The sequence below is a fragment of the Streptomyces sp. NPDC043853 genome (assembly GCF_056436025.1).
This window is the reverse complement of record NZ_JBWKDJ010000002.1, coordinates 455,012-480,357: the sequence shown is the minus strand read 5'-3', so window position 1 is coordinate 480,357 and position 25,346 is coordinate 455,012. Positions and strand designations below refer to the sequence as shown.

Here is a 25,346-nt window from a genome sequence, read left to right as displayed (position 1 = left end):
CGGTGCGGGGTGTCGCGATGCGCGCCGAGGGGGCGGAGGCGCAGCCGGAACGCCGGCCCGGCCGTGGCCGGCGGAGGACGGAGCGCGCCCGACCCTTGTGGGGAACGCCGGCTCCCGTGCATGGTGCAAGGGGCTCCGGGATTCCGGAGCGGAGGATCCGACGCCCGCCACCGGGTACCCGGGGCAGGTACCCGGTGCCGCTACCGCCCAGTCTTCAGGACGGTTACCTGGATTTCATGTGCGCGAGGAACTCGGCATCTCATTCGTACGTACTATTACCGGCCACGCCAGTTGGGCCGCCGAGGCAGTACGGGGGAAGCACATGCGTCATTTCGGGCACATATCGCCCGCGGCCCGTGAGGGTCTCTTCCACCGGGAACCGGCCGAATTCACGGCCGATTCCCCGGCCCGCATCCTTGCCGCGGCCCTGGGCGCCACCCTCTACAGTCCGGCCGTCCGGCCGCACCTGGCCTCCGACATCCGCAAGCAGGCGGCCCGCGGAGTCGTCTCCATGGTGCTGTGCCTGGAGGACTCCATCAGCGATGTCGAGGTCAAGGCGGGTGAGGAGAACCTGGTCCGGCAGTTCGCCGAGCTCGACGCGCAGGCCCGCGAGGGCGACGCCGCCGAGCCGCCCCTCCTCTTCATCCGGGTCCGCACACCCGAGCAGATACCGGACCTGGTGACCCGGCTGGGCGCCTCCGTCCGATGGTTGACCGGATTCGTACTTCCGAAATTCACCGAAGACCGTGGGATCGCCTTCCTGGACGCCGTCGCGGCCGCCGAGGAATCCAGCGGGCGGCGCCTCTACACCATGCCCGTCCTCGAATCCCCCGAGCTGCTCCACCTCGAAACCCGGGTCGAGGCCCTCGCCGGGATCTCCCGCACCGTGAACCGCTACCGCGACCGGGTCCTCGCCCTCCGCCTCGGCGTCACCGACTTCTGCTCCGCCTACGGCCTGCGCCGTTCCCCCGACATGACCGCCTACGACGTCCAGATCGTCGCGGGCGTCATCGCCGACGTGGTGAACGTGCTCAGCCGGGCGGACGGCACCGGCTTCACCATCACCGGCCCGGTCTGGGAGTACTTCCGCCACCAGGAGCGGATGTTCAAGCCCCAGCTGCGCCGCAGCCCGTTCCTGGACGGCCAGGCGGAGGACCTCCGCACCACCCTCATCGAGCACGACCTGGACGGGCTGCTGCGCGAGATCGAACTGGACCGCGCCAACGGACTCCTCGGCAAGACCTGCATCCACCCGGCGCACACCACCCCGGTGCACGCCCTGTCGGTCGTCTCGCACGAGGAGTTCAGCGATGCCGGGGACATCCTGCGCCCGGAGCGGGGCGGCGGCGGAGTGATGAGATCCGCCTACACGAACAAGATGAACGAGGTGAAGCCCCACCGGGCCTGGGCCGAGCGCACCATGCTGCGCGCCGAGGTGTTCGGGGTGGCGAAGGAGGAGGTCGGCTTCGTCGACCTGCTCACGGCCGGACTGCAGGTCTGATGTCCGGGCACGGCAACGGCAACGGCAACGGCAACCACGGCAGCACGCGGACCACGGAAGGCAAGACGATCGACACGGCGGTAACCGAGACGACAGCAGGACCGGACACGGGCACGGACACGGGCACGGGCACGGCGGTCTGGCCGGGCACCTGGGTCGCGGACCGGCTCGGGGTGCGCCTGGAGGGCGCCGAGGAGCTGCCGGGCCTGCTCGGGCTCGCCCTGCGACGCAACCCCAAGCGGGCCCACCTGCTCGTGTCCCAGGTGCTGGGCAAGCACGTGCCGCAGTTCCCTTCCGTGGTGTACGGCGCCGGGTACCGGCTCGGTGAGCGGGTCCGGGAGCTGCTCGGCGAGGCCGCCGGCTCGGCCGTGGTCCTCGGCTACGCCGAGACCGCGACCGGTCTCGGCCACTGCGTGGCCGACGGCCTCGGCGCCGCCCCCTACCTGCACTCCACCCGCCGTCCGGTCGACGGGCTGACCCCGGCCGGCGGCTTCGAGGAGTCCCACTCGCACGCCACCTCCCACCTGCTGCTGCCCGAGGACCCGGCGCAGCTGGCGGGCACCGGCCCGCTGGTCCTGGTCGACGACGAGTTCTCCACCGGCAACACCGTCCTCAACACCATCCGCGACCTGCACGTCCGCCACCCGCGCGGCCACTACGTGGTGGTCGCCCTGGTCGACATGCGCTCCCCGGCGGACCGCGACCGGCTGGCCGCCCTCGCGGCGGAGCTGGGCGCCCGGATCGACCTGGTCGCGATGGCCTCCGGGACGGTGGCCCTGCCGCCGGACGTGCTGGCGAAGGGGCAGGCGCTGGTGGCCGAGTACGAGGCCGGCTCCTCCGGTCCGGGCGACGGCGCTCAGGGCGACGGCGGTCCTGGCGACGGCAGTCCGGGCGAGTCCGGTCCGGCCGCCGCCGCGGGGCCGGAGCCGGCCGCCGGGGTCGAGCGCGTCCGTCTGGACTGGCCGGCCGGGGTTCCCGACGGCGGGCGCCACGGTTTCACGTCCGGGCACCGGAGGCGGCTGGAACGAGCGGTCCCCCGCCTGGGCGCGCAGCTCGCCGAGGCGCTCGGGACGCGGCCCGGGAGGGTTCTCGTACTCGGTAACGAAGAGCTGATGTACACCCCGCTGCGGCTCGCGAAGGCCCTGGAGGAGAACGGCGCGGCCGCCGAGGTCCGGTTCTCGACCACGACCCGCTCGCCGGTGCTCGCCGTGGACGACCCCGGCTACGCCATACGCACCCGCCTGGTGTTCCCCGCCCACGACGACCCGGCCGACGGCCCCGGCGACCGGTACGCGTACAACGTCGCGGGCGGCGGCTTCGACACCGTCCTCGCCGTCGTCGACTCGGCCGGGGACACCCCCGCCCTGCACGCCCCGGGCGGCCTGCTGGACCGGCTGCGCCGGCACACCGGGCGGGTGCTGCTCGCGGTGGTCCCCTCGTACGCGCCCGCTGCCGGGACCCCGGCGGACCGCTCCGGCGCCGCCCCGGCCTCCGCCTCCGCATCCGCCCCGGCATCCGCCCCGGCCTCCACCCCCGCCTCCGCCCCGGCATCCGCCCGCGCATCCGCCACCGACCGGCAGGAGCCGATCATGCTGCCCGAGCCCCTCCGCGGGCCCGCCTTCTCCTCCTACGCCCCCGAGGACGTCGGCTGGCTCCTCCAGGACCTCTCGGACGCGGAGCTGGAGGCCCCGACCGAGGAGCGCGAGGAGGCCATCCAGGCGGGCGGAGCCCACTACGCCGAGTCCCTGCCGGTGGAGTACCAGCCCAGTCCGCAGTACCAGGAGCTCTACAGGTCGGCGCTCGACGCCTCCGCCTCCCGCATCGCCCGCGCGGTCGGCACCGTCACCGAGACCGTGCTCGCCGAGCGCTCCCCGTCCCCGGTACTCGTCTCGCTGGCCCGGGCCGGCACCCCCGTCGGCGTGCTGATGCGCCGCTGGGCCCGCCACCGGCACGGCCTGGACCTGCCGCACTACGCCGTGTCGATCGTGCGCGGCCGCGGCATCGACAGCAACGCGCTGCGCTGGCTGGCGGCCCACCACGACCCGGCCGACGTCGTCTTCGTCGACGGCTGGACCGGGAAGGGCGCGATCACCCGGGAGCTGCGGGCCGCGCTGGCGGCCTACGAGGAGCGGGAAGGCGGCCCCGGCTCCCACGGCTCCCACGGCTCCGACGGCTCCCACGGCTCCGACGGCTCCCACCGCTCCCACCGCTTCGACCCGGAGATCGTGGTGCTCGCCGACCCGGGCGGCTGCGTCGCCACCTACGGCACCCGCGAGGACTTCCTCATCCCCTCCGCCTGCCTCAACTCCACCGTCTCCGGCCTGGTCTCGCGTACGGTGCTGCGCGCCGACCTGGTCGGGCCGCAGGACTTCCACGGCGCCAAGTTCTACCGGGAGCTGGCCGGGGCGGACGTCTCGACGGCCTTCGTCGACACCGTCGCGGCCCGGTTCGACGAGGTCGCCGACGCCGTCGACCAGGAGGTCAAGGAGCTCCTCGCGGCCGACCGCACCCCGACCTGGGAGGGCTGGGCGGCGGTGGAGCGGATCAGCGAGGAGTACGGCATCCACGACGTGAACCTGGTCAAGCCGGGCGTGGGGGAGACCACGCGGGTGCTGCTGCGCCGGGTGCCGTGGAAGATCCTGGCCCGCCGCGGGGCCGGGCCCGACCTGGACCACGTACGGCTGCTGGCCGAGCAGCGTGGTGTGCCGGTCGAGGAGGTCGACGGCCTGCCGTACACCTGCGTCGGACTCATCCATCCCCGTTTCACGAGAGGCGCCACGGGCGCCGACGGAAAGGCTGTGGTCAACCGGTGACCGTCCTGATAGCGAGCGATCTCGACCGGACGCTGATCTACTCCTCGGCCGCCCTGGCGCTGAACGTGCCGGACCCGGAGGCGCCGAGGCTGTTGTGCGTGGAGATCCACGAGGGCAGGCCGCTGTCCTTCATGACGGAGACGGCCGCCGGCCTGCTGGCGGAGCTGGCCGGCCGGGAGGACGTGGTGTTCGTCCCGACCACCACCCGGACGCGCAAGCAGTACCAGCGGATCCGCTTCCCCGGGCCGGCCGCGCGGTACGCGATCTGCGCGAACGGCGGCCAGCTGCTCGTCGACGGGGTCCCCGACCGGGACTGGCGGCGCGCGGTCGCGGGACGGCTGGCGCGGGAGTGCGCCCCGCTGGAGGAGGTGTACGAGCGCCTGACCGGCACGGCCGACCCGGCGTGGCTGCGCAAGGCCCGGGTGGCGGAGGACCTCTTCGCGTACCTGGTGGTGGAGCGGGCGCTGGTGCCGGACGAGTGGCTGAAGGCGCTCACGGAATGGTCGGAGGCGCGCGGCTGGACGGTCTCCCTGCAGGGCCGCAAGATCTACGCGGTCCCGCGCCCGCTGACCAAGAGCGCGGCGATGCGGGAGGTGGCCCGGCGTACGGGCGCCACGCACACCCTGGCCGCCGGGGACTCGCTGCTGGACGCGGACCTGCTGCTGGCGGCGGACCGGGCCTGGCGGCCGGGGCACGGCGAGCTGGCGGAGGCGCAGTGGCGGGCTCCGGGGGTGGCCGCGCTCGAAACGGCGGGCGTGCTGGCGGGCGAGGAGATCATCAGGGCGTTCGGGGCGGCGGCGGAGGCTGCGAACGGGGTGGCGAATCAGGCGGCGCGGGAGGCGGCGGCGGAGTAGGCTCCTTGATCATGACAAAGGGCAACACCACCAAAATCACGGATGAGTTGTACGCCTACATGCTCGCGCAGAACCCACCGCTGACCGCGGTGCAGCGCGGACTGATCGAGAAGACCTGGGAGAAGTTCCCGGACTCCGCCGGCATGCAGTCGGCGGAGGAACAGGGCCCGCTGCTGGCGTTCCTGATCGGACTGACCGGCGCCCGCCTCGTGGTCGAGATCGGCACCTTCACCGGCTTCTCCACCCTCTCCATGGCGCAGGCCCTGCCAGCCGACGGCAAGATCATCGCCTGCGACGTCTCGGAGGAGTGGACGGCCTACGGCCGCGAGGCGTGGACGGAGGCGGGCGTCGCGGACCGCATCGACCTGCGGATCGCCCCGGCCCTGGACACCCTCCGGTCGCTCCCGGCCGAGCCGCACGTCGACATGGCCTACATCGACGCGGACAAGACGAGCCAGATCGACTACTGGGAGGAACTCGTCCCGCGCATGCGCCCTGGCGGTCTGATCGTCACGGACAACACCCTCTTCCACGGCAGGGTCCTGGACGAGCAGGCGACGGGCTCGGTGGCCGGCGTACGCGCCTTCAACGAGCACGTCCGCGAGGACAAGCGCATGGAGAGCGTCCTGCTCGCCATCTCGGACGGCCTGACGCTCTCCCGCAAGCGCTAGCGGAAGCCGGGTGCGGTGGGGGCGGGTGTCAGCAGCAGCCCCCACCACCACAGCAACCCCCGCCACCGGCCGCCGGGGCGGGGGCACTGCTGGTGCCGCCGACGGCGACGGCGGACAGCAGCTTCACGGTGTCGGGGTGCCCGGCGGGGCAGTCGGCGGGATCACCGGACTCGGCCATGGGACGGCTGAGCTCGAAGGTGTCGTCGCAGGTCCGGCAGCGGTATTCGTAGCGAGGCATGCAGGCATGCTAAAGGCTCACGACTAGGTCGTCTCTTTCGGATCTTGCCCGGCGGCGCGGGTCAGGCAAGATCCGAAAGAGACGGCCTAGTGGGGGAGCTGCTGCCGCAGGTAGCGCTCGTGGCCGCGCGACCGGCTGTGGGACCTGGCCTTCGCACGGTCTTCCCGGGCCGCCTGCTCGGGGTGGCGGGCCCGCCAGTACGGATTGTCGTGCGGAAGCGCACTACCCACCCGCCCGTACATCCCGAACCACATCAGCATCACGCCCACCACGAAGCTGAACAGCACGTTCTGGATGTGGAACGCCAGGAAATTGAGCCCCGTGTCCAACAGGGCCAGGTTCACGAACCCGCTGGCGATGAACGCCAGCCCCAGCACGATGTTGAGCGTGGAGGCGAAGTTCCCGCCGATCACCATCCCCGTGAACAGCAGCAGCCCCACACAGATCGACAGCACGCTCAGCGCGCCGTTGGTGTTGAGCCCGAGCACCCGGTCGCCGCCGGTGTCGAAGAACCCGACGTTGTCGGTGAGCCCGAGGATCCCGAAGCAGACCAGCAGCAGCCCGGTCAGCCCGGCGCCGACCCGGTACACCTTGCTCAGTTTGTGGTCGACGGGCAGGTGCTCGTCGAGCCGGGCGGTGACCGGTACGCGAAGGTGCGGCTCGACCGCACCATTACGGTCCAGATCCATACCTCCAGCGTGCTCCGCCCACCGCTCCGGGACAACCGGTGCCGGCCCCGGACGGCACGACGAGGCGGGCCGCCCGCCCGACTCCTCGCCGTCCGCCAGGTCACCCGAGCCCGCGGTGGGCGCGGATCTCGGAGACCACGCGCCCCACACCGACCCGGACGTCCTCCAGCTCCTTCAGGAACTGCCAGTAGTCGGGGTGCCGACCGGTGAGGCCCGCCACCGCCCGGTCCACCCGCGCCACCGCCTCGTCCAGCGGCCGCGCGTGCCGCGGATCCGGCACCGTACGCCCGTCCATCGCCAGCCGCTGCGCGTCCCGGATCGCGAACCGGGTCCGCGAGACCTCGACCTCCGGGTCCCGCGCCACCGCCTCCAGCCGCTCCAGCCGGTCCTGCGCCTCCGAAACCGCGCCGTCCACCGCGTCGAGCAGCGCCCGTACCGTCCCGAACAGCGCGGTGGCGTCCGCCCACCGCTGCTCCTCGCGGGCCTTGCCCGCCTCCCGCAGCCGTTCCTCCGCCTGCGCGACGTCCCGCGCCGCCTGCTCCGGGACCGGCTGCAGGTCCTGCCAGCACGCCGCGGAGAACCGGCGCCGCAGCTCGCTCAGCACGGGATCCACCCGCTCCGCCCGGTTCCGCAGGGCCTGCGCCCGGGTCCGCAGGCTCACCATCCGCCGGTCCATCTCGGCGGCCCGTTCCGGCAGCCGCTCGGCCTCGGCCCGGATGCCCTCGGCCTCCCGCAGGATCCGGTCGGCCCGCTGCAGGGTCTCCGGTACGCCGTGCTGCCCCGCACCCTGGGTCAGCTTGGTCAGTTCGGGCCCGAGCGCCGCCAGCCGCGCCGCGAGTTCGTCGGCCCGCATGCCCTGCGCCCGTACGGCGTCCAGCGCGTCGCTCGCCGCCAGCAGTGCCGCCCGCGCCCGCTCCCGGGCCGGCGCCACCTGCGCGAGCTGGCTCTCCGCCCGGTCCAGCAGCGGCCGCAGCCCCTCCGCGAACCGCTCCAGCTCACCCTTGACCCGCACCAGCTCGTCCCGCGCCCGGTCCAACTGCTGCTTGGCGCGCCCGGCGGTCCCGCCGTCGAGGTCGACCCGGTCCAGGTCGTAGGCGTCCACGGCCTCGATGTACGCGTGGCTGACCTCGTCGATCCGCCGCCCCAGCGCCCCGAACCCCTCCACGGCCTGCCGCCCGGCCGGACTCCCGTCCACGGCCGCGATGGTCTCTATGGAGATCCGCAGGTCCCGCTGCGCGGTGTCCAGCTCGTAGAACGCGGCCGCGGCGGCATCCTTCGCGGCCTGCGCCTCCGCCCGCCGGCTCTCGTCCCGCCCGCCGAACCACCGCCGGGATGCCGTCGTCACCTGATTTCTCCCAGAAGGCCCCGGCCTTCAGGCCGGGGAGGAATGGGTCCTTGGAGCGGGGCCGCGAGGCGGCGGAGTTCGCTGCACATCTGTTCTGACCTGTGCTTTCCGGCGTTGTCAGTGGTGATTGGTAGGTTGATCATCATGGTGACATCTGCGACATCTGCGATGGCCGGGACGGCCGGGCGTGCCCGGTACACGTACCGGCTGCGTGTGTCGTCCACGGCGCTTACGGCGCTGAACACGGAGTGGGCGCGGTGTCGTTGGGTGTGGAATGAGTGCGTGGCGATGTCCCGCAAGGTCCACGGCCTGAACAAGACTGCCCCTGAGAAGATCACGTGTGGTCCGGCGCAGCTCGACAGGATGCTGACCGAGGCCCGGCGGTCGCTGACGTGGTTGCGTGAGGGTGCTTCGGTTCCCCAGCAGCAGGTCATCCGGGACTTCGCCAAGTCCCGCGCCAAGGCACTCAAAGACATCGTGGCGAAGCTGCCGGTGCGGCAGCGGGCCGGGATGCCGGGCATCAAGCGGAAGCGGGACGCGGCGCCGTCCCTGAGCTACACCCGGCGCGGTTTCCGTCTCAGGGACGGCCGTCTGCACTTGGCCGGCGGGATTGAGCTGACCGTGGTGTGGTCGCGGGATTTGCCGTCCGCTCCGTCGTCGGTGCGGGTGTACCGCGACGGCCTTGGCCACTGGTACGCCAGCTTCGTCGTGGCCGCCCCCAGCGAGCCGCTGCCCGCCACGGGACGCGTGATCGGTGTGGACTGGGGCGTGAAGGAGACCGCCACCACCACATCCGACGCCCACGACCTGCCGCACGCACAGCACGGAAAGGCGGCCACGCAGAAACTCGCCCGCTACCAGCGGATGATGGCCCGCAGTCGCACCCCGAAGAACCGACCCGACACGGCCGGGTACCGCAAGGCCCGCAAGGCTGCGGCCAAGGTGTCGAAGAAGACCGCCCGGCAGCGGCAGGACACCGGCCGGAAGTGGGCCAAGACCGTGGTCCGGGACTTCGGCCACATCGCCGTGGAGGACTTCCGCCCGAGATTCCTGGCGAAGACCACCATGGCCCGCAAGGCGGCAGACGCCGCGATCGGCGCCACCAGGGCCGCCCTGGTCGAAATGGCCCGCAAGCACGGACGCACCGTGTACCTGGTCCACCCCGCGCACACCACCATGGACTGTGCGCAGTGCGGCGCGAGAGCCAAGCACGCACTCCCCCTCTCCGAGAGAACGTATACGTGCACCGCCTGCGGAGCGGTGTCCCCCAGGGACAAAAACTCCGCCCGCGTGATGCTCGTCCGGGCTGGTCTCAATCCGGCTAGTGCTGATCTTGTAAGCCCTGCCACCTGCTAGGTGCCAGGCAAAGTGAGCTAGGAATCCCCTCCCTTCAGGGGAGGGAGGAGTCAAAATCCCTCTCCCGTACGCGCGCGCGGCCCTGCCCCGCCTGCCTTGCTCCATTCTCTCCCAGCCCTACGCGTTTGCGTCCGGGGTACGCCCTCGTTGTAGGCTGTCCATTCATCCACGGGTGCGTAGCTCAGGGGTAGAGCGCTGCTCTTACAAAGCAGATGTCGGCGGTTCGAAACCGTCCGCGCCCACCAGTGCAAAGGCCCCCAGCCGCATCCGGCTGGGGGCCTTTGACGGTAGTTCTTGACGGCAGTCGTCCCTACGGACGCCGGCGCCGCAGCATCCGGTCCATGCGCCCGATGGCCTCGCGCCGGGTCTCCTCCGTCACGTGCGTGTAGATGTTCATCGTGATCGCTGGGGTGTCGGCGGGGTCGCACATGGCGGCGCAGGAGTCCGCAGAGGGCGGCGCCGAGCTGGCCGAAAGGCTGGCGAGCAGATCAGGAACGGCGACTACACCTCGGGCAGCGCCTGCCTCAGATCCGCGACCTGGTGGAAGCCGGGGAGGGGCGAAGGCGACCGTCCACGCCGCGTACAAGGCACTGGAAGCGGAGAGGCTCGTCACGTCATCACGTGGCGTCGGAACGATCGTGCGGGGCCAGACCCCGCTGAAACGACTCGGCGTTGCCCGCTACGACAAGGCGAAGTGGCGCGACGGCGACGAAGTTGCCTTCATCGCGGACAGGGTGGCGTCCGGCCGCGCGTACAACCGGAACGAGCAGACGCAGATCGTCAGCCGCGTTGAAGCGACAGGGCCGGTCGCGGCGGCGCATGGGATCCCCGTTGGCGCTCCGGTCCACGCTCGGGCTCGGCTGGTGAACGAAGGCGAGCAGCCGACACACACGCTGACCAGCTACTACCGGCCCGAGCACGTCGAGGGCACCCGGATGGCAGGTATCGGCGGTTCGGATCCTCTCCGGCCCTTCCCCGTCGCCGATCCGGAAGGCGCGGGGATCGGGACCGAACGGTGATGCGCACGGCGGTCCGGTCGGAGCCCGGCGGGCGCATACTGGGCGCAATGACAAAGCCAGCCGCACCGAAGCGCCATCTGCCGAGCAGCCCCTTCAAAGCCCCGACCGCGCCACCCCCCAAGCACTTCGCGGTGGGTGACCAGGTCACGCACGACGTGTACGGACTCGGCCGAGTGATCGGCGTCGAGGACGGAACCGCGACGCTCGTCGATTTCGGCTCGGCGCGACAGCGGATCTTGAGCCCGTACGCCAAGATGATCAAACTGTAGGGCCGTTGTCCCAGACCGCGCGGCGACAGCGCCCCGATTCGAGCCGCAGATGTCGGCGGTTCGAAACCGTCCGCGCCCACCAGTACAAAGGCCCCCAGTCGATCTCGGCTGGGGCCTTTGGCATCCACATCTGACATCAACGCGGGCGGTCAGGAACGGTCGCGCCCGCCGCGCGATCCCGTTTGCTCGCCTCCGAGATGGAGTACTGGACAGCTGAGCGGATGGCCCAGCCAAGCCGATCGACGGCGTGAGCGAGAAGGAGCCTCCGGCTACCCCGGGGATGGCCGCCGCCCCTGCCGGCACCCCTACTGCCACGCACTTCGAAGGACTCCCGTTGGTCGGGACGTTCTTCTTCCAAGGCACACCGGTCAGCGGTGACAGCACGTACTGCAGTGGCAGCGTCGTACGCAGCAAGGGCAAGAACCTGGTGCTCACCGCGGGTCACTGCGCCACCCAGCTGAGGGTGTCCAAGCAGCGCATGTTCGTGCCGCAGTACCGCTACGGCCTCGCCTCAAAAGACCAGCCTTCCTCAAACACTCAGGGCGTGCTCGCGCACCGCGATCCGAGCCAGCTTCGTCAGCATCATGCCGTTGCGGACCGCGACGAAGTAGTCCACCGGGAGGCCGTGCATCCGGGTGCCGGGGCCCCGGAGGGGGTGCCAATCGAGCGTGAAGAGGGTGTGCTCGCCCCAGGGGACCAACTCCATGGCGATGCGAGCCGCACCGAAAGGTCCTGCCTTCGCTTCCAGTTGCAGGCGGTGTCGTGGTTCGGAGATGCGGACGACGCAGGTGTCGTCGAGGGTGAGAGGGCCGGCGCCGACGCGGACCTTCAGCCGTGCGCCGACGTCCGGCCAATGCGGGTCCACGGCGAGGACCTGCTGGGTTCCGGTCACCCACTCCCCGTAGCGGTGGCCATCGGACAGCAGGCGCCAGACTTCGGACGGCGAGCTGAGGATCAGACGGCGGTTCCGGGCCATGATCACGCTCCTGGAGGATGGGCAGCATGGCGGCGTCCCCCCGTCATGGCGTCCCCGGGATGGGGACGTCCGGCGGAGCAGACGCTCGGCAGCTGTGAAGCGCGGCGCGGTGACCCGGCCGCTCCTCGGCTCGACGGGTTGCTTGTCCGACCGTCCCGTGGGCTTGGTTTCCAGCGTCCTGCCGAGCGCACCGTCTGCATACTCCGAGAGACCCGGACGGGTGAATCGACAGGCGGGGCGAGTGTGTGCGCCAAGCGACCCGTACCGAAGGTCGCGGCTGCTCTACCACGGGTACGCGGAAGTGGCACCCCGGCCGCTGCGGGGCTCTCGCCCGTCCGTACCGAGGTGAACAGGACGTCCATCGCCATGAGTTGCGCGCGATGCACGGGAATCCGTTCCGGTTGCGGGCCGGGAGGCGTTGTAGGAGCGTGGTGAGTGAGGGACGGCCTGGGGCTGCCGCACCAGCTGGTGAAAGCACGGCAGCGGGATCCGTGCCTCTTTGTGGACGACCCTGCGAAAGCCAACGCTCCTCTTCGAGGCACGCCTGTCATTCTGGCGTCCGGGTCGGACCGCACAGAACCCACGCTACTCATGAGCAGGTGATGCCATGTCTACGCGCATGACCCGCAGCGCTTGTGTTTCTGCGGCCATGGCCCCGGTCGTCACCGCGGCGATGGTCGGAGGTCTCCTGATGGCCGCTCCGGCCTCGGCAGCGCCTCCGGTCGGGACGGTGTCCTTCAAGGGCACGGTGACCTGCAAGAACGCATTCCCGGCCCCCAATACGTCCGTCCCCACCGCGGTATCGCTGGACAGCGGTGAGGACGACGCGGGGGGACCCGCCGCGGGCGGGAGCAACCGTAGGGCGACGTACGGGCCCCTCTCTCTGGAGGCCCCGTTGGACTCGGCGTTCACCATCACTGCCGAGGTCACGTGCAAGGCGCCCGGGAAGACGGCCCAGACGTTCACCAGGCCGATATCGCTGAACAACCTCACCGAAGGCCAGGAGGTCAAGCTCAACATCAAGTAGGCGCACAGAGCCGCGTGAGGCCCCAGTCCCACGGGGTGCCTGCCTCGGGCGATAGCGGCGGCCGCGATCGAACCAACTCGCAGGCAGATGTGGGTGGTTCGAAATCCTCCGCGCTCACCGGCGGAAGGGCCCTCGCCAGGATCGGCGAGGGCCCTTCGCGTCTGCGCTTTCCGGCCGACCCGCTCTTCCGGCACGCGGAGTCGGCTCCCGCGCCGCTCAAGTCCCACGCCTTCCCCGGGACTTGGGAGCTGCCGGGCGAAGTCCCCCCGTGGCCGGCGCCGGCCGAGAGGTTCCACAAAGCGACCTGAGCGCCCTACCGCCTCGTGCCGGCTTGCCGGTCGACTCCGCGGACCGGCGTGTCTCAGGAGTAGAAGCCGTCCCAGTACTCATCGGGCGTCTCCGCGAACTCGTCGGGTCGCTCGAGTCGCAGGACCTCGTAACGGTCCGTGAAGGCGATGAGAGCGTCCTGGAGGGAGCAGCCGAGGTGTTCCCTCAGGGATTTGATACCCGGCAGGATGCGGCGGGCAAGGATGTCATCGTCGGCCACCGTTATGGGGGGCGGGGACTGGTTGCTCATGGCAGCAAGATCCCATAACGCCGCAACCGATGCCGCCGGGTTTCGCCTTGGCCGGGCCGGTGGGTGCCGGGGCGACGGGGGTTGGCCGGGGGGCGTCCGCGTGGGATGGTCGGGGGATGGCCAAGGGGATGGCGGAGTGGCTGGGGTCGTGGGGGCAGGGGTTCGACCGGAGGCGGGAGCGGGAGCGGGAGCGGCTGCTGGAGCAGCTGCGGGCCGCGTACGTGCCCCTCCCGCGGGGCGAGCCCGGGGGCGGGAAGTACGCCGACTCCTCCGCGGGCGGGCGGGCGGTGCTCGGCGACCGGCGGGACGACTTCACGCCGCTGCTGGTCGAGTACTACGCGTACGGGCTGACCCAGGCGCGCAGCAGTTTCGTGGTGAGTCAGGTCTTCGCCGCGTTCGGCGCCGGGATCCTGCTGCTCGGGATCGCGCTGGCCGTGTGGAAGGCCGAGACCACCGGGGACCTCTACCTGGGGATCGTGACCAGCTCGGTGGGGGTGGTGGTGACCTTGATCGGGCAGCTGTTCCACCGGCGGGCGGATCTCGCGCTCCGGCACATGGCCGAGCAGACCGCCGCGCTGCGCGATGACCGGAGGACGGCGGAGACCATCCAGCAGGCCGTGCAGCTGCTCGCGGACGTGGGGGATCCGGCGCTGCGGGCGCGACTGCAGGCCGGGCTGATCATGAAGTTGTCGGGGGCGGTGCTCCCCGAGGCATAGTGGTGGTATGTGCCGGAGCATCAAGACCCTGCGCCCGCCCGCCCTCCCCGAGAAGGCCACCGAGGAGGAGATCCGGGCCGCCGCCCTGCAGTACGTACGGAAGGTGTCCGGCTTCCACCGGCCGGCCGCGCACAACCAGGAGGTGTTCGACGCGGCCGTGGACGCGGTGGCCGAGGCGACTCGGGTGCTGCTCGACGGATTGCAGGTCAGGGGGCACGCGGCGGCCGTGTGAGGGCGGTGGGCGTCAGGCCGTGGGCGTCAGTGTGTGCCTGCCCGGCGGCGCAGCAGCCAGACGCCGGCGCCGAGGGCGCCCGCCGCGAGGGAACCGCCGACCGCGATCTCCACGGGGCTGACCCCGCCGATGCTGCCACCGGTGCCGCCGCGGGCCGCTCCGGGGGTGATCTGGAGGGTGAGGGTCACCCGCTGGCCGCCCGCGCCGCCGCACTCGAAGACGACCGAGTGGGCGCCGGAACGGGCGTCCCGGTAGACCTGGGCCGTGCCGAGGAGGGTGGTGGATTCGAGGTTGCCGGGGGTGAGCCAGAGCTCGCCGAAGGCGGTGGACGTCACCCTGCCGGTGCGGGTGCCGCAGCCCTGGAGGTTGAGGCCGACGCGGCCGCCCGGGGAGGCGGTGGTGGAGGACATGCTGGCGGTGGGCGCGGCGGAGGCGGTCATGGGGGAGGCGAGGGTGATGAGGGCTGCGCTGGTGGCGGCTGCCGCCGCCTTGGCCGTGTTCTTGGCTGCCGTCCTCGCCCGGCCCTCGGCCGTGGCATGGGTGGGGGGCGTGGGGCCGTACGGGCTGTGCGTGGCGGGCATGGTGGTACTCCTCGGCTCCGGGAAGCACGGCGCGGTCGGGGCACGGATGTGACGCGGGGTCGGTTGCGCACCGTGCCTCGACGCTAGGAGCGGAGGGGTGGGGCGGCGATCGGGGCCGGGTGAACGGGTGAGCGGTTGCGCCGGCCGGGGGAGGCGCCGGGGATGTTACGGCGTGGCGGTCTGGGTGGGGCGGCGGACCAGGTACGCGGCCAGGGCGCCCGCGGCGAACAGGGCCACCAGGGAGACTGCCGTGCCGAGCCAGGTGGTGCCCAGCCATTGGGTGCCGAAGTAGCCCAGGGCCACGCTGTAGCCGGCCCAGGCCATGCCGGCCAGGGCCGACCAGGGCAGGAAGTCCTTCACCTTGCGCTGCATCCTGCCCGCGCCCAGCGAGACCACCGAGCGGCCCGCCGGGGCGAAGCGGGCGATGACCACCAGGGTGCCGCCGCCACGGGCCAGGGCCGTGCCCAGTCGTTCGTGGGCCCGGGTCAGCCGGCGCGAGCGGGCGATGGCGCGGTCCAGGCGGGGACCGCCGCGGCGGGCCAGCCGGTACGCCGCCAGGTCGCCCAGCACCGAGGCGGTGGTCGCGATGACCAGCAGCGCCATGATGTCGGGGACCTGCTCCGGTACGGGTTCGGACGAGCCGGCCGCTCCCGCTGCGGCGGCGGCCGCCGCCGCCGTGATCACCAGGACGCCGCTCGGCAGAACCGGTACGAAGACGTCGAGGATGACGGAAACGGCCACCAGGGCGTAGATCCAGGGGCTAGTGGTCAGCGCCCCCACAGTCTCGAACAAAACAGGACCCCCCGGTCCGGTTGACGTGCCTCGGCTTTGAAGCGCCGCGACGTCGCTGGGGCGGCAGGGGCGGCTGACAGCCATACAGCGTACGCGGGGTGGACGGGGGGTATCGGGGCGGGGCCGTGCGTGCGTCCCCGAAACCGGCGGCAACCCTTGCGGGGACTGGGCGAACCGCTCTGTCGCAGGTCATGCGGACTCCGTCAGGTCCCGGTCGAAGACCGTCACCAGGCGAGCGCCCTTGGCGCCCCGTCGGGTGCGCCGGGCCTGCTCCAGCCGCAGCCGGGCCGACCGCCCGGACAGGGACAGGGTCATCAACTGGTTGCCGAACCAGGGTCCTCCGGTCCGCCGCCAGGTCAACGGCGGCCGTCCGGTGCGTCCGTGCTTGGCGAACATCCGGCCGAGCCGGCGGCCGGCCCGCGACCAGCCCAGCCGGAACCCGAGCCGCACCGCCCGGTGGATGGAGTTGTGGACGGGGGAGCAGGTGAGCTGGAACACCCGGGCCGTGGTCGGTATCCGGGGCTCGGCGACGTAGGCGTGGTGGACGTCTCCGGAGAGCACGGCCACCGTCGCCGGGGCCCGCGGGCCCGTCCCCACCTCCTCGATCAGATCGCTGAGCGCGGCGAACGAGGCGGGGAAAGCGGCCCAGTGCTCCAGATCGCTGCGCCGCCGCAGGTCCTCGCCGATCCGCGCCCAGCGCGGCCCGCGCTCGCCGCGGCACAGGGCGGTGTTCCACGCCTCCGCGTCATGGATCAGCGGGGGCAGCAGCCACGGCAGCGAGGAACCCACCAGCAGGTGGTCGTAACCCCCGTGCCCGGCCAGGGCGTTGTCCCGCAGCCACTGCTGCTCCGCCGGGTCGAGCATGGCCCGCCGGTCCTCGGCCAGCACCCGGGCGGCGCGCGTGTCGACCATCAGCAGCCGGGTGCGCCCGAAGTCCCGGCGGTAGCTCCAGCGGACCGAGGCCGGATCGGCGTCCGCCTGGCAGGCGAAGGCCCGCAGGGCCTCCGTGCCGTCCGGGCGGTCCCGGACCGCCGCGTACAGCCGGTCGGCGGCCAGTTCCGCCGGGGAGAGGTTCCCCAGGTGCTGGTACACCCAGTACGACATCAGTCCGCTGAGCACGCGCTCCCGCCACCACGAGGTGGCCCGCATCTCCGCGACCCACGCGGCGCTGGTGTTCCAGTCGTCGATGACGTCGTGGTCGTCGAAGATCTGCAGGCTGGGCACCGTGGACAGCAGCCAGCGGATCTCCGGGTCCAGCCAGGACTCGTAGTACAGCCGGGTGTACTCCTCGTAGTCCGCGACCTGCTTCCCCGGTGGGTCCCTCAGGTCGCGGCGGGCCTCCAGCCAGCGCAGGGTCTCCCGGGACAGTGCGTCCGCGTACACCTGGTCGCCGAGCAGCAGCAGGAGGTCGGGCCGCTCAGCCTCCGGGTCCGCCGCCAGCCGCGCGGCCAGGGTGTCCAGGGCGTCCGGGCCGTGCGGCCCGTGGGAGTCGGCGGGCGGGGCGGCCTGTCGGCAGGAGCCGAAGGTGATCCGCGGCCCGGGCGCCGGCCGGCCGGGCCCGGCCACGGCCGGGGTGCTGATGGTGCTCGCGGGAAAGGTGCTGTCCGGGAGCGGCCACACCCGCACCCCGTCGAGCAGCACTTCGTACGCCGTGGCGGTGCCGGGGCTGAGGCCGGTCACCGGGACCACGGCGTAGTGGTGTCCGGCTATCGCGAAGGTGCGCGTCCACCCGCCGGCGCCGTCGGCGCAGCGCACCTCGGCCGTGCACGGCCGGCTGGTCTCGACCCATACGGTCGCCGAGTCGCCGGTGTCCCAGTCGACGTGCCGCAGCAGCGGACCCAAGCGCAGGTCGGCCATGCAACTCCCCCTCGTCCTTCGGCCCTTGAACCCCTTCGAGGGATCTGGCGGGACCCTTCGAACCCATGATTCAAGGTACGTGGCGGAGGAGGAGTCTGCGTCCCCCGGGCGAGGGAGTTGTCCTCCCTCGCCCGGGGGATTCCGCTCGGCAGTCGTCAGCAGCCGTTCAGGGTGTTCACCAGGGCGTTCTTCTCGGCGGAGTCCATGCTCAGGCCCCAGTACTGCTTCACGTTGACCCACATCCGGGCGTACGTGCAGCGGTAGGAGGTGCGCGAGGGCATCCACTCGGCGGGGTCCAGGTCGCCCTTGGCCTGGTTGACGTTGTCGGTCACGGCGATGAGCTGCGGCCGGGTGAGGTCGTTCGCGAACTGCTGGCGCTTGGCGGTGGTCCAGGAGGCGGCCCCGGACCGCCACGCCTCGGAGAGCGCCACCACGTGGTCGATGTCGAGGTCGGAGGCGGCGTACCAGGTGGCGCCGTCGTACTCGGAGAACCAGCTGCCGCTGACGGCGGCGCAGGAGGAGTCGGTGACCACGCCCACGCCGTCGCGCTTGAGGACGGTCTCGCGGGTGTTGCAGGAGCCGGAGACGGTGCTCCAGTGCGGGAACAGATCGCGGCTGTAGCCGCTGGAGGAACCTTCCGCCTTGGGGGTGACCGTGGCCAGGTAGGCGCGGGCCGCGGCGGCGCTCATCGGGGCGGGCGGGGCGGCCTGGGCCGCGGGGGCCGTGATCAGGGCGGCGACGGCGAGACCGGCTGCTGACGCGAGCACGCCAAGGCGACGCGCGTAGAACTTCGGCATGACGGACATGAGGGGCTCCCTGGTGCGGGGGGTGAGCGGCCGTGCGCCCCGGCGGGGCCCGGCCATGGTGGCGGCGCCGGGTGTCGCAGGGATGGGCGCCAGATGACAGGGTGACGACATGGGCACGTCACATCAAGTCGTGCAACGCGCCCCATTCAAACGGAAGTTGAGCCTCCGGGCTGTTGTGTGGTGCTTTCCTGCATCCACGCCGGGGCAGGTCGGGACCAAAGGCTCATTCCGGGCCTGCCGCGCCGTCGCGTACTCTGTACGGAGCAGAAGGGGAGTAGCTCTTCGCCGGACCGTCGACATACTGCTGGGCCACCCAGCCGGCGCCCGGAGGCAGGCCGCGGTCAGCGGTCGGCCAGCGAGACCTTCGGCCGCAGTGTCCTGTCATGTACGTACAGGTCGCTGTCGAGCCGAAGCGACCCCTGAAACAGCCAGGTCTCTCGGAACGGCAGCGTCCTGCCCGACCGATTGAGGTTCCCACCCGTGATCACCTTCAGCGTCATGGCGATCGCGTTCGGCGTCGTCTTCCTCGCCGAGCTCCCCGACAAGACGGCCCTCGCCGGCCTCATGCTGGGCACCCGCTACCGCGCCTCCTACGTCTTCGCCGGAGTCGCCGCCGCCTTCGCCGTGCACGTCGCCCTGGCCATCGCCGCCGGAAGCGTGCTCACCCTGCTCCCGCACCGGCTGGTCCAGGCGGTGGTCGGCGTCCTCTTCCTGGCGGGCGCGGCCATGCTGCTGCTGAAGAAGGACGACGGTGACGAGGAGATCAAGGCGCCCGCGGACCAGTCCTTCTGGAAGGTCTCCGGGGCCGGCTTCATGCTGATCCTGGTCGCGGAGTTCGGCGACCTGACCCAGATCATGACCGCGAACCTCGCCGCCCGGTACGACAACCCCGTCTCCGTCGGCCTCGGCGCCGTCCTGGCCCTCTGGGCCGTCGCCGGCATCGGCATCCTGGGCGGCCGCACCCTCATGAAGTACGTTCCGCTGCGCCTGATCACCAAGATCGCCGCCGCGGTCATGGCCGCGCTGGCCGTCTTCTCGCTCTACGAGGCCATCGCGCCCTGACGCGGGAATCCGGGGCGCACGTACACGAAGGGCCCGCCCGGGCAGTCGCGACGCGCTGTGGATGGAATTCCGCCCCGCTGGGTGTCATCCAGCGGGGCGGAAGGCCTTGAAGGGCGACATGCGCACCAACCGCGTTCAGCCGGCAGCGGTCGCCCGTCTTTCAGCGTGTGATCAGTCGGCGGGGCAGGCGGGCACCTTGGCCTTGTCGAGGATCTTCAGGTCCTTGGCCGCGACATAACCGCGCGGGTCCTGGCCGAGCTTGTACCAGGTGTTCTTCTTGTCGCCCCCGCCCGCGGCCCGCTCGGTGTCGACCTTGCACTCGACCTTGACGATCTCGCCGCGGTCGAGCCTGCCGATCACCTCCGAGTCCTTGTCGGGGGACTCGTGCACCCGCGCGGGCCTCTTGGAGATGACCTTGCCCTTGGGAGGCGTGCTGACGGTGGCGATGGCCACCGCGGACGGTCCGGCGCCGACTGCAACGGTGGTGAGCACGGTGTTGGTGGCGGTGTCGATCACCGACACGTTGTCCGAGAAGATGTTGGTGACGTATACGCGGGTGCCGTCCGGGGTGACCGCCACGCCGAACGGTCCGTCGCCGGCGCCGACGGTGGTGAGGACGGTGTTGGTGGCGGTGTCGATCACCGACACGTTGTCCGAGGAGGCGTTGGCGACGTAGACGCGGGTGCCGTCCGGGGTGACCGCCAGCCCCTCCGGCCTGTCACCGACGGGGATGGTGGTGAGGACGGTGTTGGTCGCGGTATCGACCACCGCCACCCTGTCCAGCTCGAAGTCGGTGATGTAGACGCGGGTGCCGTCCGGGGTGACCACCACACCGAAGAGTCCGAAGCCGGCGTTGATGTTGGTGAGGACGGTGTTGGTCGCGGTGTCGATCACCGCCACGTCATCGCCGAAGCCGACACCGACGACGTAGGCGCGGGTGCCGTCCGGGGTGATCGCCACACCGAACGGTGCATCGAAAACGGGGATGGTGGTGAGGACGGTGTTGCTCACGGTGTCGATCACCGACACGTTGTCGGAGTTGACATTGGTGACGTAGGTGCGGGTGCCGTCGGGGGTGACCGCCACGCCGGAGGGTGAGTCGCCGACGGGGACGGTCGTGAGGACGGTGTTGGCGGCGGTGTCGATCACCGACACGTCGTCCGAGGCGCTGTTGGCCACGTAGGCGCGGGTGCCGTCCGGGGTGACCGCCACGCCGGACGGTGCGTCGCCGACGGTGATGGTGGTGAGGACGGTGTTGGTGGCGGTGTCGATCACCGACACGTTGTCGTCGCTTTGGTTGGTCACGTAAGCGAACCGGGCCGTCGCACCGTCGGGCGGTGGCTTCGGCCCAGCCGCGGCGGCGGTCGCGGTCAGGGTCGACAGCCCGGCCGCGGTGATCATCGCGAGCAGGGCCACGCCGAAGCGGAGCCACCATCTCGCGATCGAGGATCTGATTGGGTTGTCCGGCACTGGGGCCTCCATACCTGCGCGGCGCGCCGCCAGGAGTCGCCCCAGGGCGTAGCCGTTCGACGCGAATGCCCCAAGATCATAGAAATGTCCGGCTCCGCGGACCGGGGATTGATCTGTTCGGTGGCATGTCGACCGGACCCGAAGCGGCTCGGGCCCCCGGAGGGGCCGGAGGGCTCAGGCGGCCGCGTGCACGGTCAGCCGGATCGCGCCGTGGCCGTCCGCTTCCACGCGGACCGCCGTGAGGTCCGGCACGTGCACCGTCGGGCCGTGCTCACCGGCACGCGGGCCGACGCCGACCACGCGCATGCCGGCGGCCCGCCCTGCCGCGATCCCGGCGCCCGAGTCCTCGAACACGATGCACTCGGCCGGGTCCACACCCAGCTCGGCGGCACCCTTCAGGAAGCCCTCCGGGTGCGGCTTGCTCGCCGACACCCGCTCGGCGGTCACCCGGACCTCTGGCATCGGCAGCGCGGAGGCGGCCATCCGGGCCGTGGCCAGCGCCTCGTCCGCGGAGGTGACCAGGGCGTGCGGGAGCGGGCCGAGCGCCGCCATGAACTCGGGAGCGCCCGCGACCGGCACCACGCCCTCGGTGTCGGCGGTCTCCCGGGCGAGCATCTCGGCGTTGTCGGCGTGGTTCAGTGCCATCGGGCGGTCCGGCAGCAGGATCGCCATCGTCGCGTGGCCCTGGCGGCCGTGGACCACCTTCATGGCCGCCTGCGGGTCGATCCCGTGCGCCCGGGCCCACTCCCCCCAGCAGCGCTCCACCACCGCGTCCGAGTTGACGATGGTGCCGTCCATGTCCAGGAGCAGGGCCTTGGCGGTGAGGACGACGGGGGCGGGGGCGGTGCTGGCCGGCACGACGGGCTCCAGGGGGAGGGAAAAGAGAACAAGTGGCTCCGCACGCCGGTCAGGGAATGCGGGCGGAGCCACTTTGTTTCTCCACGATACAAAACATGGGGCCCACTGCGCCACCGGCAGTCGCGAACGGTCTTCCCGGCCCCGGGGCGACTACCAGTCGCTCCAGTCATCGGAGTCGTCCCAGTCGTCGGAGTCGCCGCGGCGCTCCAGCTCCGATTCGAGCGCGGCGCGGGTCGAGGGGCCGTAGACGCCCGAGGGGTCGCCGGTGACGCCGTAGTCGCGCTGGAATTGTGCGACCCGGCTCGTCGTCTTGTCGGAGTAGCGTCCGTCGGCGCGGCCTCGGAAGTAGCCGATGCGCGACAGGTCTTCCTGCAGCTTCCGAACCGCCGGCCCCGAGTCGCCCGGGCGCAGGGTCCCGTCCTGAGACCCCGGCGACGCACCCGCCGGACGGGAGCTCTGGCTGGGGCCCGGGCCGGTGGCGGACCGGGAGCCGGTCTTCGACGAGGCGGAGGACGAGGCCTTCGGGGAAGCGTTGCCCGACGCGGAGGGGTGCGGGGCGGACGGTCCGCGCGAGGGCCGGCGGGAGGCGGTCGGGCCGTCGCTGGGGCCCGCGGCCGAGGCGCTGGGTCCGACGGGGGCCACGCTCTGCGCGGCGCCGGTGAGCTTGGGGTCCGGCAATGCCAGGTCGGCGTCCCCGCCGTCGTCGACGGAGCCCATGCCGAGGGCCAGGACCCCGCCGCCGATCACCAGGGCGGCCGCCGCGCCGGCCAGCAGGGGCATGCCCCGTCGCCGCGTGGCCGCCTCCTTCCGCCGCCGGTCGGACGGCGGGACCGGCCGCAGCACCACGGTCTCGTCCGGCAGGCCGGACGTGCCGGAATCCCCCCACGCCGGCGGCCCGGGCGGCGCCGCGGGCGTGAAGGACCCCTGCGGTCCGGGCGGTACGGAGCCGTCGTGCGCGGGGGTCGGGTACGTCGGTACGCCGCCTCCGGGCGCCCCGGACGCGAGCGTGCCGGACACGGCCGCGCCGTACCCGGGCAGCGCGTCACCGGAGGCCCCCGGGCCGACCGTGCCGTAACCGGGAGCGGCGGGCGCGGGCGTGCCGTACCCGACGTCGGCCGCCGATGTCCCGTACGCGGGCCCGGTCGCCGGAGCCTCGTACGCCGCCACACCCGGCGGAACGCCGTACGCCGGACCGGCCGCGGGCGCCCAGGAGCCCGGCGCGGGCGCCACCGGCGGCAGGACCTGCGTGGCCGGGGCCTCGGCCGGGACGGGGCCGCCGGGGGCGGGGCCGGCAGGGGCGGGTGCGGAGTCCGCCAGGGATATGTACGGACGGATGCGCAGCGGGTCGAATCCGGCGGGGCGCGCACACCCGCAACCGGCTCTCGCGGCACCACCGCAATCAGGACAGCACTCAGCGCTCACTCAAACCCCTCCCTGGCAACTGCCAGCGATTATGTAGCCCTTTCCCCGCCGGTCCTCGTCGGCCCCTGCTGCCCGGGAGGCCATAACCGGGCACACCGCTCACCATGGACGTGAAGAGCGGCCCGAGGAGGTCTGCATGGCTCAGGAAGCGACCACGCCTGCAGTCGGCCCTCCGCCCGGTCGGCGGTCCGGTCCGGGCCCCGAGCACCCCTCCCGCGGGGTACTCGTCCCGATCGGCGCCCTGCTCCTCGGCCTCCTGATCGCGGCCCTCGACCAGACCATCGTCTCCACCGCCCTGCCCACGATCGTCAGCGACCTCGGCGGCATGGCCCACCTGTCCTGGGTGGTCACCGCCTACATGCTCGCCTCGACGGCCGCGACCCCGCTCTGGGGCAAGCTGGGCGACCAGTACGGCCGCAAGAAGCTGTTCCAGGGCGCGATCGTCCTCTTCCTGATCGGGTCCGCGCTGTGCGGCATCGCCCAGAACATGCCCCAGCTCATCGGCTTCCGCGCGCTGCAGGGCCTGGGCGGCGGCGGACTGATCGTGCTGTCGATGGCGATCGTCGGCGACATCGTCCCGCCCCGCGAACGCGGCAAGTACCAGGGCCTCTTCGGCGCCGTCTTCGGCGCGACCAGCGTGCTCGGCCCGCTCCTGGGCGGGCTGTTCGTGGACCACCTGTCCTGGCGCTGGGTGTTCTACATCAACCTCCCCATCGGCATCGTCGCGCTGGCCGTGATCGCCGCGGCGCTGCACATCCCGGTGCGCCGCGAGAAGCACACCATCGACTACCTCGGCACCTTCCTGATCGCGAGCGTGGCCACCTGCCTGGTGCTCGTCGCCTCCCTCGGCGGCACCTGGGGCTGGGGCTCGGCCCGCATCGTCGGCCTGGCCGTCCTCGGCGGCGTGCTGCTCCTCGCCTTCCTCCTCGTGGAGCGGAGGGCCGTGGAGCCCGTCCTCCCGCTCAAGCTGTTCCGGATCCGCACCTTCACCCTGTGCTCCGTGATCAGCTTCGTCATCGGCTTCGCGATGTTCGGCGCGCTGGTCTACCTGCCGACCTTCCTCCAGATCGTCCAGGGCGTCTCACCGACCATGTCCGGCGTGCACATGCTGCCGATGGTGCTCGGCATGCTCATCTCCTCCACCCTCTCCGGGCAGATCGTCAGCCGTACCGGCCGCTGGAAGGTCTTCCCCGTCACCGGCACCGCCGTCACCGCCCTCGGACTGCTCCTCCTCCACCAGCTCCACCGCACCAGCCCCACCTGGGAGACCAGCCTCTACTTCTTCGTCTTCGGCACCGGACTCGGCCTGGTCATGCAGGTGCTGGTGCTCGTCGTGCAGAACTCGGTCAGCTACGCCGACCTCGGCGTGGCCACCTCCGGAGCCACCTTCTTCCGTTCCATCGGCGCCTCCTTCGGCGTCGCCGTCTTCGGCACCGTCTTCACCAACGGCCTCGACGACAGGCTCGCCGAGGCCCTCGCCGGGGTCACCCTGCCCGCCGGCGCGAGCGTCTCCCGGCTGGAGGCGGACCCGCGGGCCATCGCCGAGCTACCCGCCTCCCTCCAGCCCACCGTCCTCGACGCCTACGCCACCTCCATCACCGACGTGTTCCTCTACGCCGTGCCGGTCGTGCTCGTCGCCTTCGTCGTGTCCTGGTTCCTCAAGGAGGACCCGCTCAGGGCCTCGGTGACCGCCCCCGACGTCACCGAGACGCTCGCCTCCAACCCGGTCGAGCGGTCCTCCCGTGACGAGGTCGCCCGCGCCCTGTCGGTCCTCGGCACCCTCCAGGGGAAGAAGCACGTCTACGAGAAGATCACCCGCAGGGCGGGCTACGACCTGATGCCCGCGGCCGCCTGGATGCTGCTGCGGATCAACAAGTACGGCGAGGTCGATCCGGGGCGGCTCGCCGAGCGGACCCCCGTTCCCCTGCGGGTCATCACCGAAGCCGCCCGGCAGGTCGAGGAGCGGGGCCTCGCCCGGCGCGAAGGGATGCCGCTCGTCCTGACCGACAAGGGTCGCGCGGCGGCCGGGCGGCTGGCCGAGGCCCGGGAGGAGTCGCTGGCCGAGCTGCTGGGCGACTGGTGGGGGCCGGACCGGCCCTGGGACCTGACCGAGCTGGTCAAGGAGATCAACGCGGAGCTGTGCGGCTGTGACGCGGAGGAGCCGTACGACAGGCTGTCCCCGCGCGACCACGCCGCCCCCTGAACCACCGGCTCC

Annotated in this window: 23 protein-coding genes, 1 tRNA gene and 1 pseudogene; 13 read left to right on the top strand and 12 right to left on the bottom strand. The window is 72.0% G+C overall.

Features of this window, described 5'->3' with window-relative positions:
* Nucleotides 1-322 precede the first annotated feature (322 nt).
* Genes AC067U_RS07420 through AC067U_RS07405 form a run of 4 tightly spaced genes read left to right on the top strand, consistent with a single transcriptional unit; the run spans nt 323 to nt 5,839 of the window.
* Complete coding sequence (locus tag AC067U_RS07420) at nt 323-1,501, top strand: HpcH/HpaI aldolase/citrate lyase family protein (RefSeq protein ID WP_478828676.1); 1,179 nt, start codon at nt 323-325, stop codon at nt 1,499-1,501.
* The gene (locus AC067U_RS07415; protein ID WP_478828675.1) at nt 1,501-4,314 is read left to right on the top strand and encodes a phosphoribosyltransferase; all 2,814 of its coding nucleotides are present in this window, start codon (nt 1,501-1,503) and stop codon (nt 4,312-4,314) included. Before AC067U_RS07420 ends, AC067U_RS07415 begins: the two co-directional genes overlap by 1 nt.
* The gene (locus tag AC067U_RS07410) at nt 4,311-5,168 is read left to right on the top strand and encodes an HAD family hydrolase (protein WP_478828674.1); all 858 of its coding nucleotides are present in this window, start codon (nt 4,311-4,313) and stop codon (nt 5,166-5,168) included. Before AC067U_RS07415 ends, AC067U_RS07410 begins: the two co-directional genes overlap by 4 nt.
* An 11-nt stretch (nt 5,169-5,179) precedes the next feature.
* Nucleotides 5,180-5,839 carry an O-methyltransferase gene (locus AC067U_RS07405; protein ID WP_478828673.1) on the top strand — a complete coding sequence of 220 codons (660 nt, stop codon included), beginning with the start codon at nt 5,180-5,182 and terminating at the stop codon, nt 5,837-5,839.
* A 28-nt stretch (nt 5,840-5,867) separates the two neighbouring features.
* On the opposite strand, the gene AC067U_RS07400 is transcribed toward AC067U_RS07405, so the two are convergent.
* The 3 genes from AC067U_RS07400 to AC067U_RS07390 form a co-directional block, all read right to left on the bottom strand.
* On the bottom strand, nt 5,868-6,077 hold the full coding sequence (locus AC067U_RS07400) for an FmdB family zinc ribbon protein (RefSeq protein ID WP_393577199.1): 210 nt from the start codon (nt 6,075-6,077) through the stop codon (nt 5,868-5,870).
* Between the two features lie 86 nt (nt 6,078-6,163).
* Nucleotides 6,164-6,766 (bottom strand): DUF4383 domain-containing protein, encoded by a 603-nt coding sequence (locus AC067U_RS07395; protein WP_478828672.1) that lies wholly within the window; start codon nt 6,764-6,766, stop codon nt 6,164-6,166.
* Nucleotides 6,767-6,866: 100 nt separating this feature from the next.
* Nucleotides 6,867-8,111 carry a hypothetical protein gene (locus tag AC067U_RS07390; protein ID WP_478828671.1) on the bottom strand — a complete coding sequence of 415 codons (1,245 nt, stop codon included), beginning with the start codon at nt 8,109-8,111 and terminating at the stop codon, nt 6,867-6,869.
* A 168-nt stretch (nt 8,112-8,279) separates the two neighbouring features.
* On the opposite strand from AC067U_RS07390, the gene AC067U_RS07385 reads away from it, so the two are divergent.
* From AC067U_RS07385 to AC067U_RS07370, 4 genes and pseudogenes are all read left to right on the top strand, one after another.
* A complete protein-coding gene (locus AC067U_RS07385; RefSeq protein ID WP_478828937.1) occupies nt 8,280-9,467 on the top strand; it encodes an RNA-guided endonuclease InsQ/TnpB family protein in 1,188 nt (395 codons plus the stop codon).
* Nucleotides 9,468-9,637: 170 nt separating this feature from the next.
* A tRNA-Val gene (locus tag AC067U_RS07380) sits at nt 9,638-9,712 on the top strand.
* A gap of 242 nt (nt 9,713-9,954) precedes the next feature.
* Nucleotides 9,955-10,474, top strand: a pseudogene (locus tag AC067U_RS07375) (GntR family transcriptional regulator); the annotation flags it as partial.
* 59 nt (nt 10,475-10,533) lie between these two features.
* The gene (locus AC067U_RS07370; protein WP_478828670.1) at nt 10,534-10,755 is read left to right on the top strand and encodes a hypothetical protein; all 222 of its coding nucleotides are present in this window, start codon (nt 10,534-10,536) and stop codon (nt 10,753-10,755) included.
* A 529-nt stretch (nt 10,756-11,284) separates the two neighbouring features.
* Here the strand turns inward: AC067U_RS07370 and AC067U_RS07365 are convergent.
* Nucleotides 11,285-11,731: an SRPBCC family protein gene (locus AC067U_RS07365; protein WP_478828669.1), complete on the bottom strand. Its 447-nt coding sequence runs from the start codon at nt 11,729-11,731 to the stop codon at nt 11,285-11,287.
* A gap of 607 nt (nt 11,732-12,338) precedes the next feature.
* Between AC067U_RS07365 and AC067U_RS07360 the strand changes: the two genes are divergently transcribed.
* Nucleotides 12,339-12,758, top strand: a complete 420-nt coding sequence (locus AC067U_RS07360) for a hypothetical protein (protein WP_478828668.1) — start codon at nt 12,339-12,341, stop codon at nt 12,756-12,758.
* Nucleotides 12,759-13,119: 361 nt separating this feature from the next.
* Here AC067U_RS07360 and AC067U_RS07355 read toward each other — a convergent pair whose 3' ends face one another.
* Nucleotides 13,120-13,335: a hypothetical protein gene (locus AC067U_RS07355; RefSeq protein WP_478828667.1), complete on the bottom strand. Its 216-nt coding sequence runs from the start codon at nt 13,333-13,335 to the stop codon at nt 13,120-13,122.
* A 116-nt stretch (nt 13,336-13,451) separates the two neighbouring features.
* Here AC067U_RS07355 and AC067U_RS07350 point away from each other — a divergent pair, with 116 nt between their 5' ends.
* A complete protein-coding gene (locus AC067U_RS07350) occupies nt 13,452-14,051 on the top strand; it encodes a TRADD-N-associated membrane domain-containing protein (RefSeq protein WP_478828666.1) in 600 nt (199 codons plus the stop codon).
* Nucleotides 14,052-14,058: 7 nt separating this feature from the next.
* Complete coding sequence (locus AC067U_RS07345) at nt 14,059-14,283, top strand: DUF2277 domain-containing protein (protein ID WP_478828665.1); 225 nt, start codon at nt 14,059-14,061, stop codon at nt 14,281-14,283.
* 26 nt (nt 14,284-14,309) lie between these two features.
* Here AC067U_RS07345 and AC067U_RS07340 read toward each other — a convergent pair whose 3' ends face one another.
* The 4 genes from AC067U_RS07340 to AC067U_RS07325 all read right to left on the bottom strand — a co-directional run bounded on the left by AC067U_RS07340 (nt 14,310) and on the right by AC067U_RS07325 (nt 18,310).
* The gene (locus AC067U_RS07340) at nt 14,310-14,864 is read right to left on the bottom strand and encodes a hypothetical protein (RefSeq protein WP_478828664.1); all 555 of its coding nucleotides are present in this window, start codon (nt 14,862-14,864) and stop codon (nt 14,310-14,312) included.
* A gap of 165 nt (nt 14,865-15,029) precedes the next feature.
* Entirely contained in the window at nt 15,030-15,656 is a 627-nt protein-coding gene (locus AC067U_RS07335) for a DedA family protein (protein ID WP_478828663.1), read from the bottom strand.
* Nucleotides 15,657-15,845: 189 nt separating this feature from the next.
* Entirely contained in the window at nt 15,846-17,513 is a 1,668-nt protein-coding gene (locus AC067U_RS07330) for an alkaline phosphatase D family protein (RefSeq protein WP_478828662.1), read from the bottom strand.
* Between the two features lie 155 nt (nt 17,514-17,668).
* A complete protein-coding gene (locus tag AC067U_RS07325) occupies nt 17,669-18,310 on the bottom strand; it encodes an HNH endonuclease family protein (protein WP_478828936.1) in 642 nt (213 codons plus the stop codon).
* 507 nt (nt 18,311-18,817) lie between these two features.
* On the opposite strand from AC067U_RS07325, the gene AC067U_RS07320 reads away from it, so the two are divergent.
* Complete coding sequence (locus AC067U_RS07320) at nt 18,818-19,381, top strand: TMEM165/GDT1 family protein (protein WP_478828935.1); 564 nt, start codon at nt 18,818-18,820, stop codon at nt 19,379-19,381.
* 171 nt (nt 19,382-19,552) lie between these two features.
* Here AC067U_RS07320 and AC067U_RS07315 read toward each other — a convergent pair whose 3' ends face one another.
* The 3 genes from AC067U_RS07315 to AC067U_RS07305 all read right to left on the bottom strand — a co-directional run bounded on the left by AC067U_RS07315 (nt 19,553) and on the right by AC067U_RS07305 (nt 23,131).
* Nucleotides 19,553-20,851 (bottom strand): YVTN family beta-propeller repeat protein, encoded by a 1,299-nt coding sequence (locus AC067U_RS07315; RefSeq protein ID WP_478828661.1) that lies wholly within the window; start codon nt 20,849-20,851, stop codon nt 19,553-19,555.
* Between the two features lie 174 nt (nt 20,852-21,025).
* The gene (locus AC067U_RS07310; RefSeq protein WP_478828660.1) at nt 21,026-21,709 is read right to left on the bottom strand and encodes an HAD-IA family hydrolase; all 684 of its coding nucleotides are present in this window, start codon (nt 21,707-21,709) and stop codon (nt 21,026-21,028) included.
* Nucleotides 21,710-21,859: 150 nt separating this feature from the next.
* A complete protein-coding gene (locus AC067U_RS07305) occupies nt 21,860-23,131 on the bottom strand; it encodes a peptidoglycan-binding domain-containing protein (RefSeq protein ID WP_478828659.1) in 1,272 nt (423 codons plus the stop codon).
* A 136-nt stretch (nt 23,132-23,267) separates the two neighbouring features.
* Between AC067U_RS07305 and AC067U_RS07300 the strand changes: the two genes are divergently transcribed.
* Nucleotides 23,268-25,334, top strand: a complete 2,067-nt coding sequence (locus tag AC067U_RS07300) for an MFS transporter (RefSeq protein WP_478828658.1) — start codon at nt 23,268-23,270, stop codon at nt 25,332-25,334.
* Nucleotides 25,335-25,346: the final 12 nt, after the last annotated feature.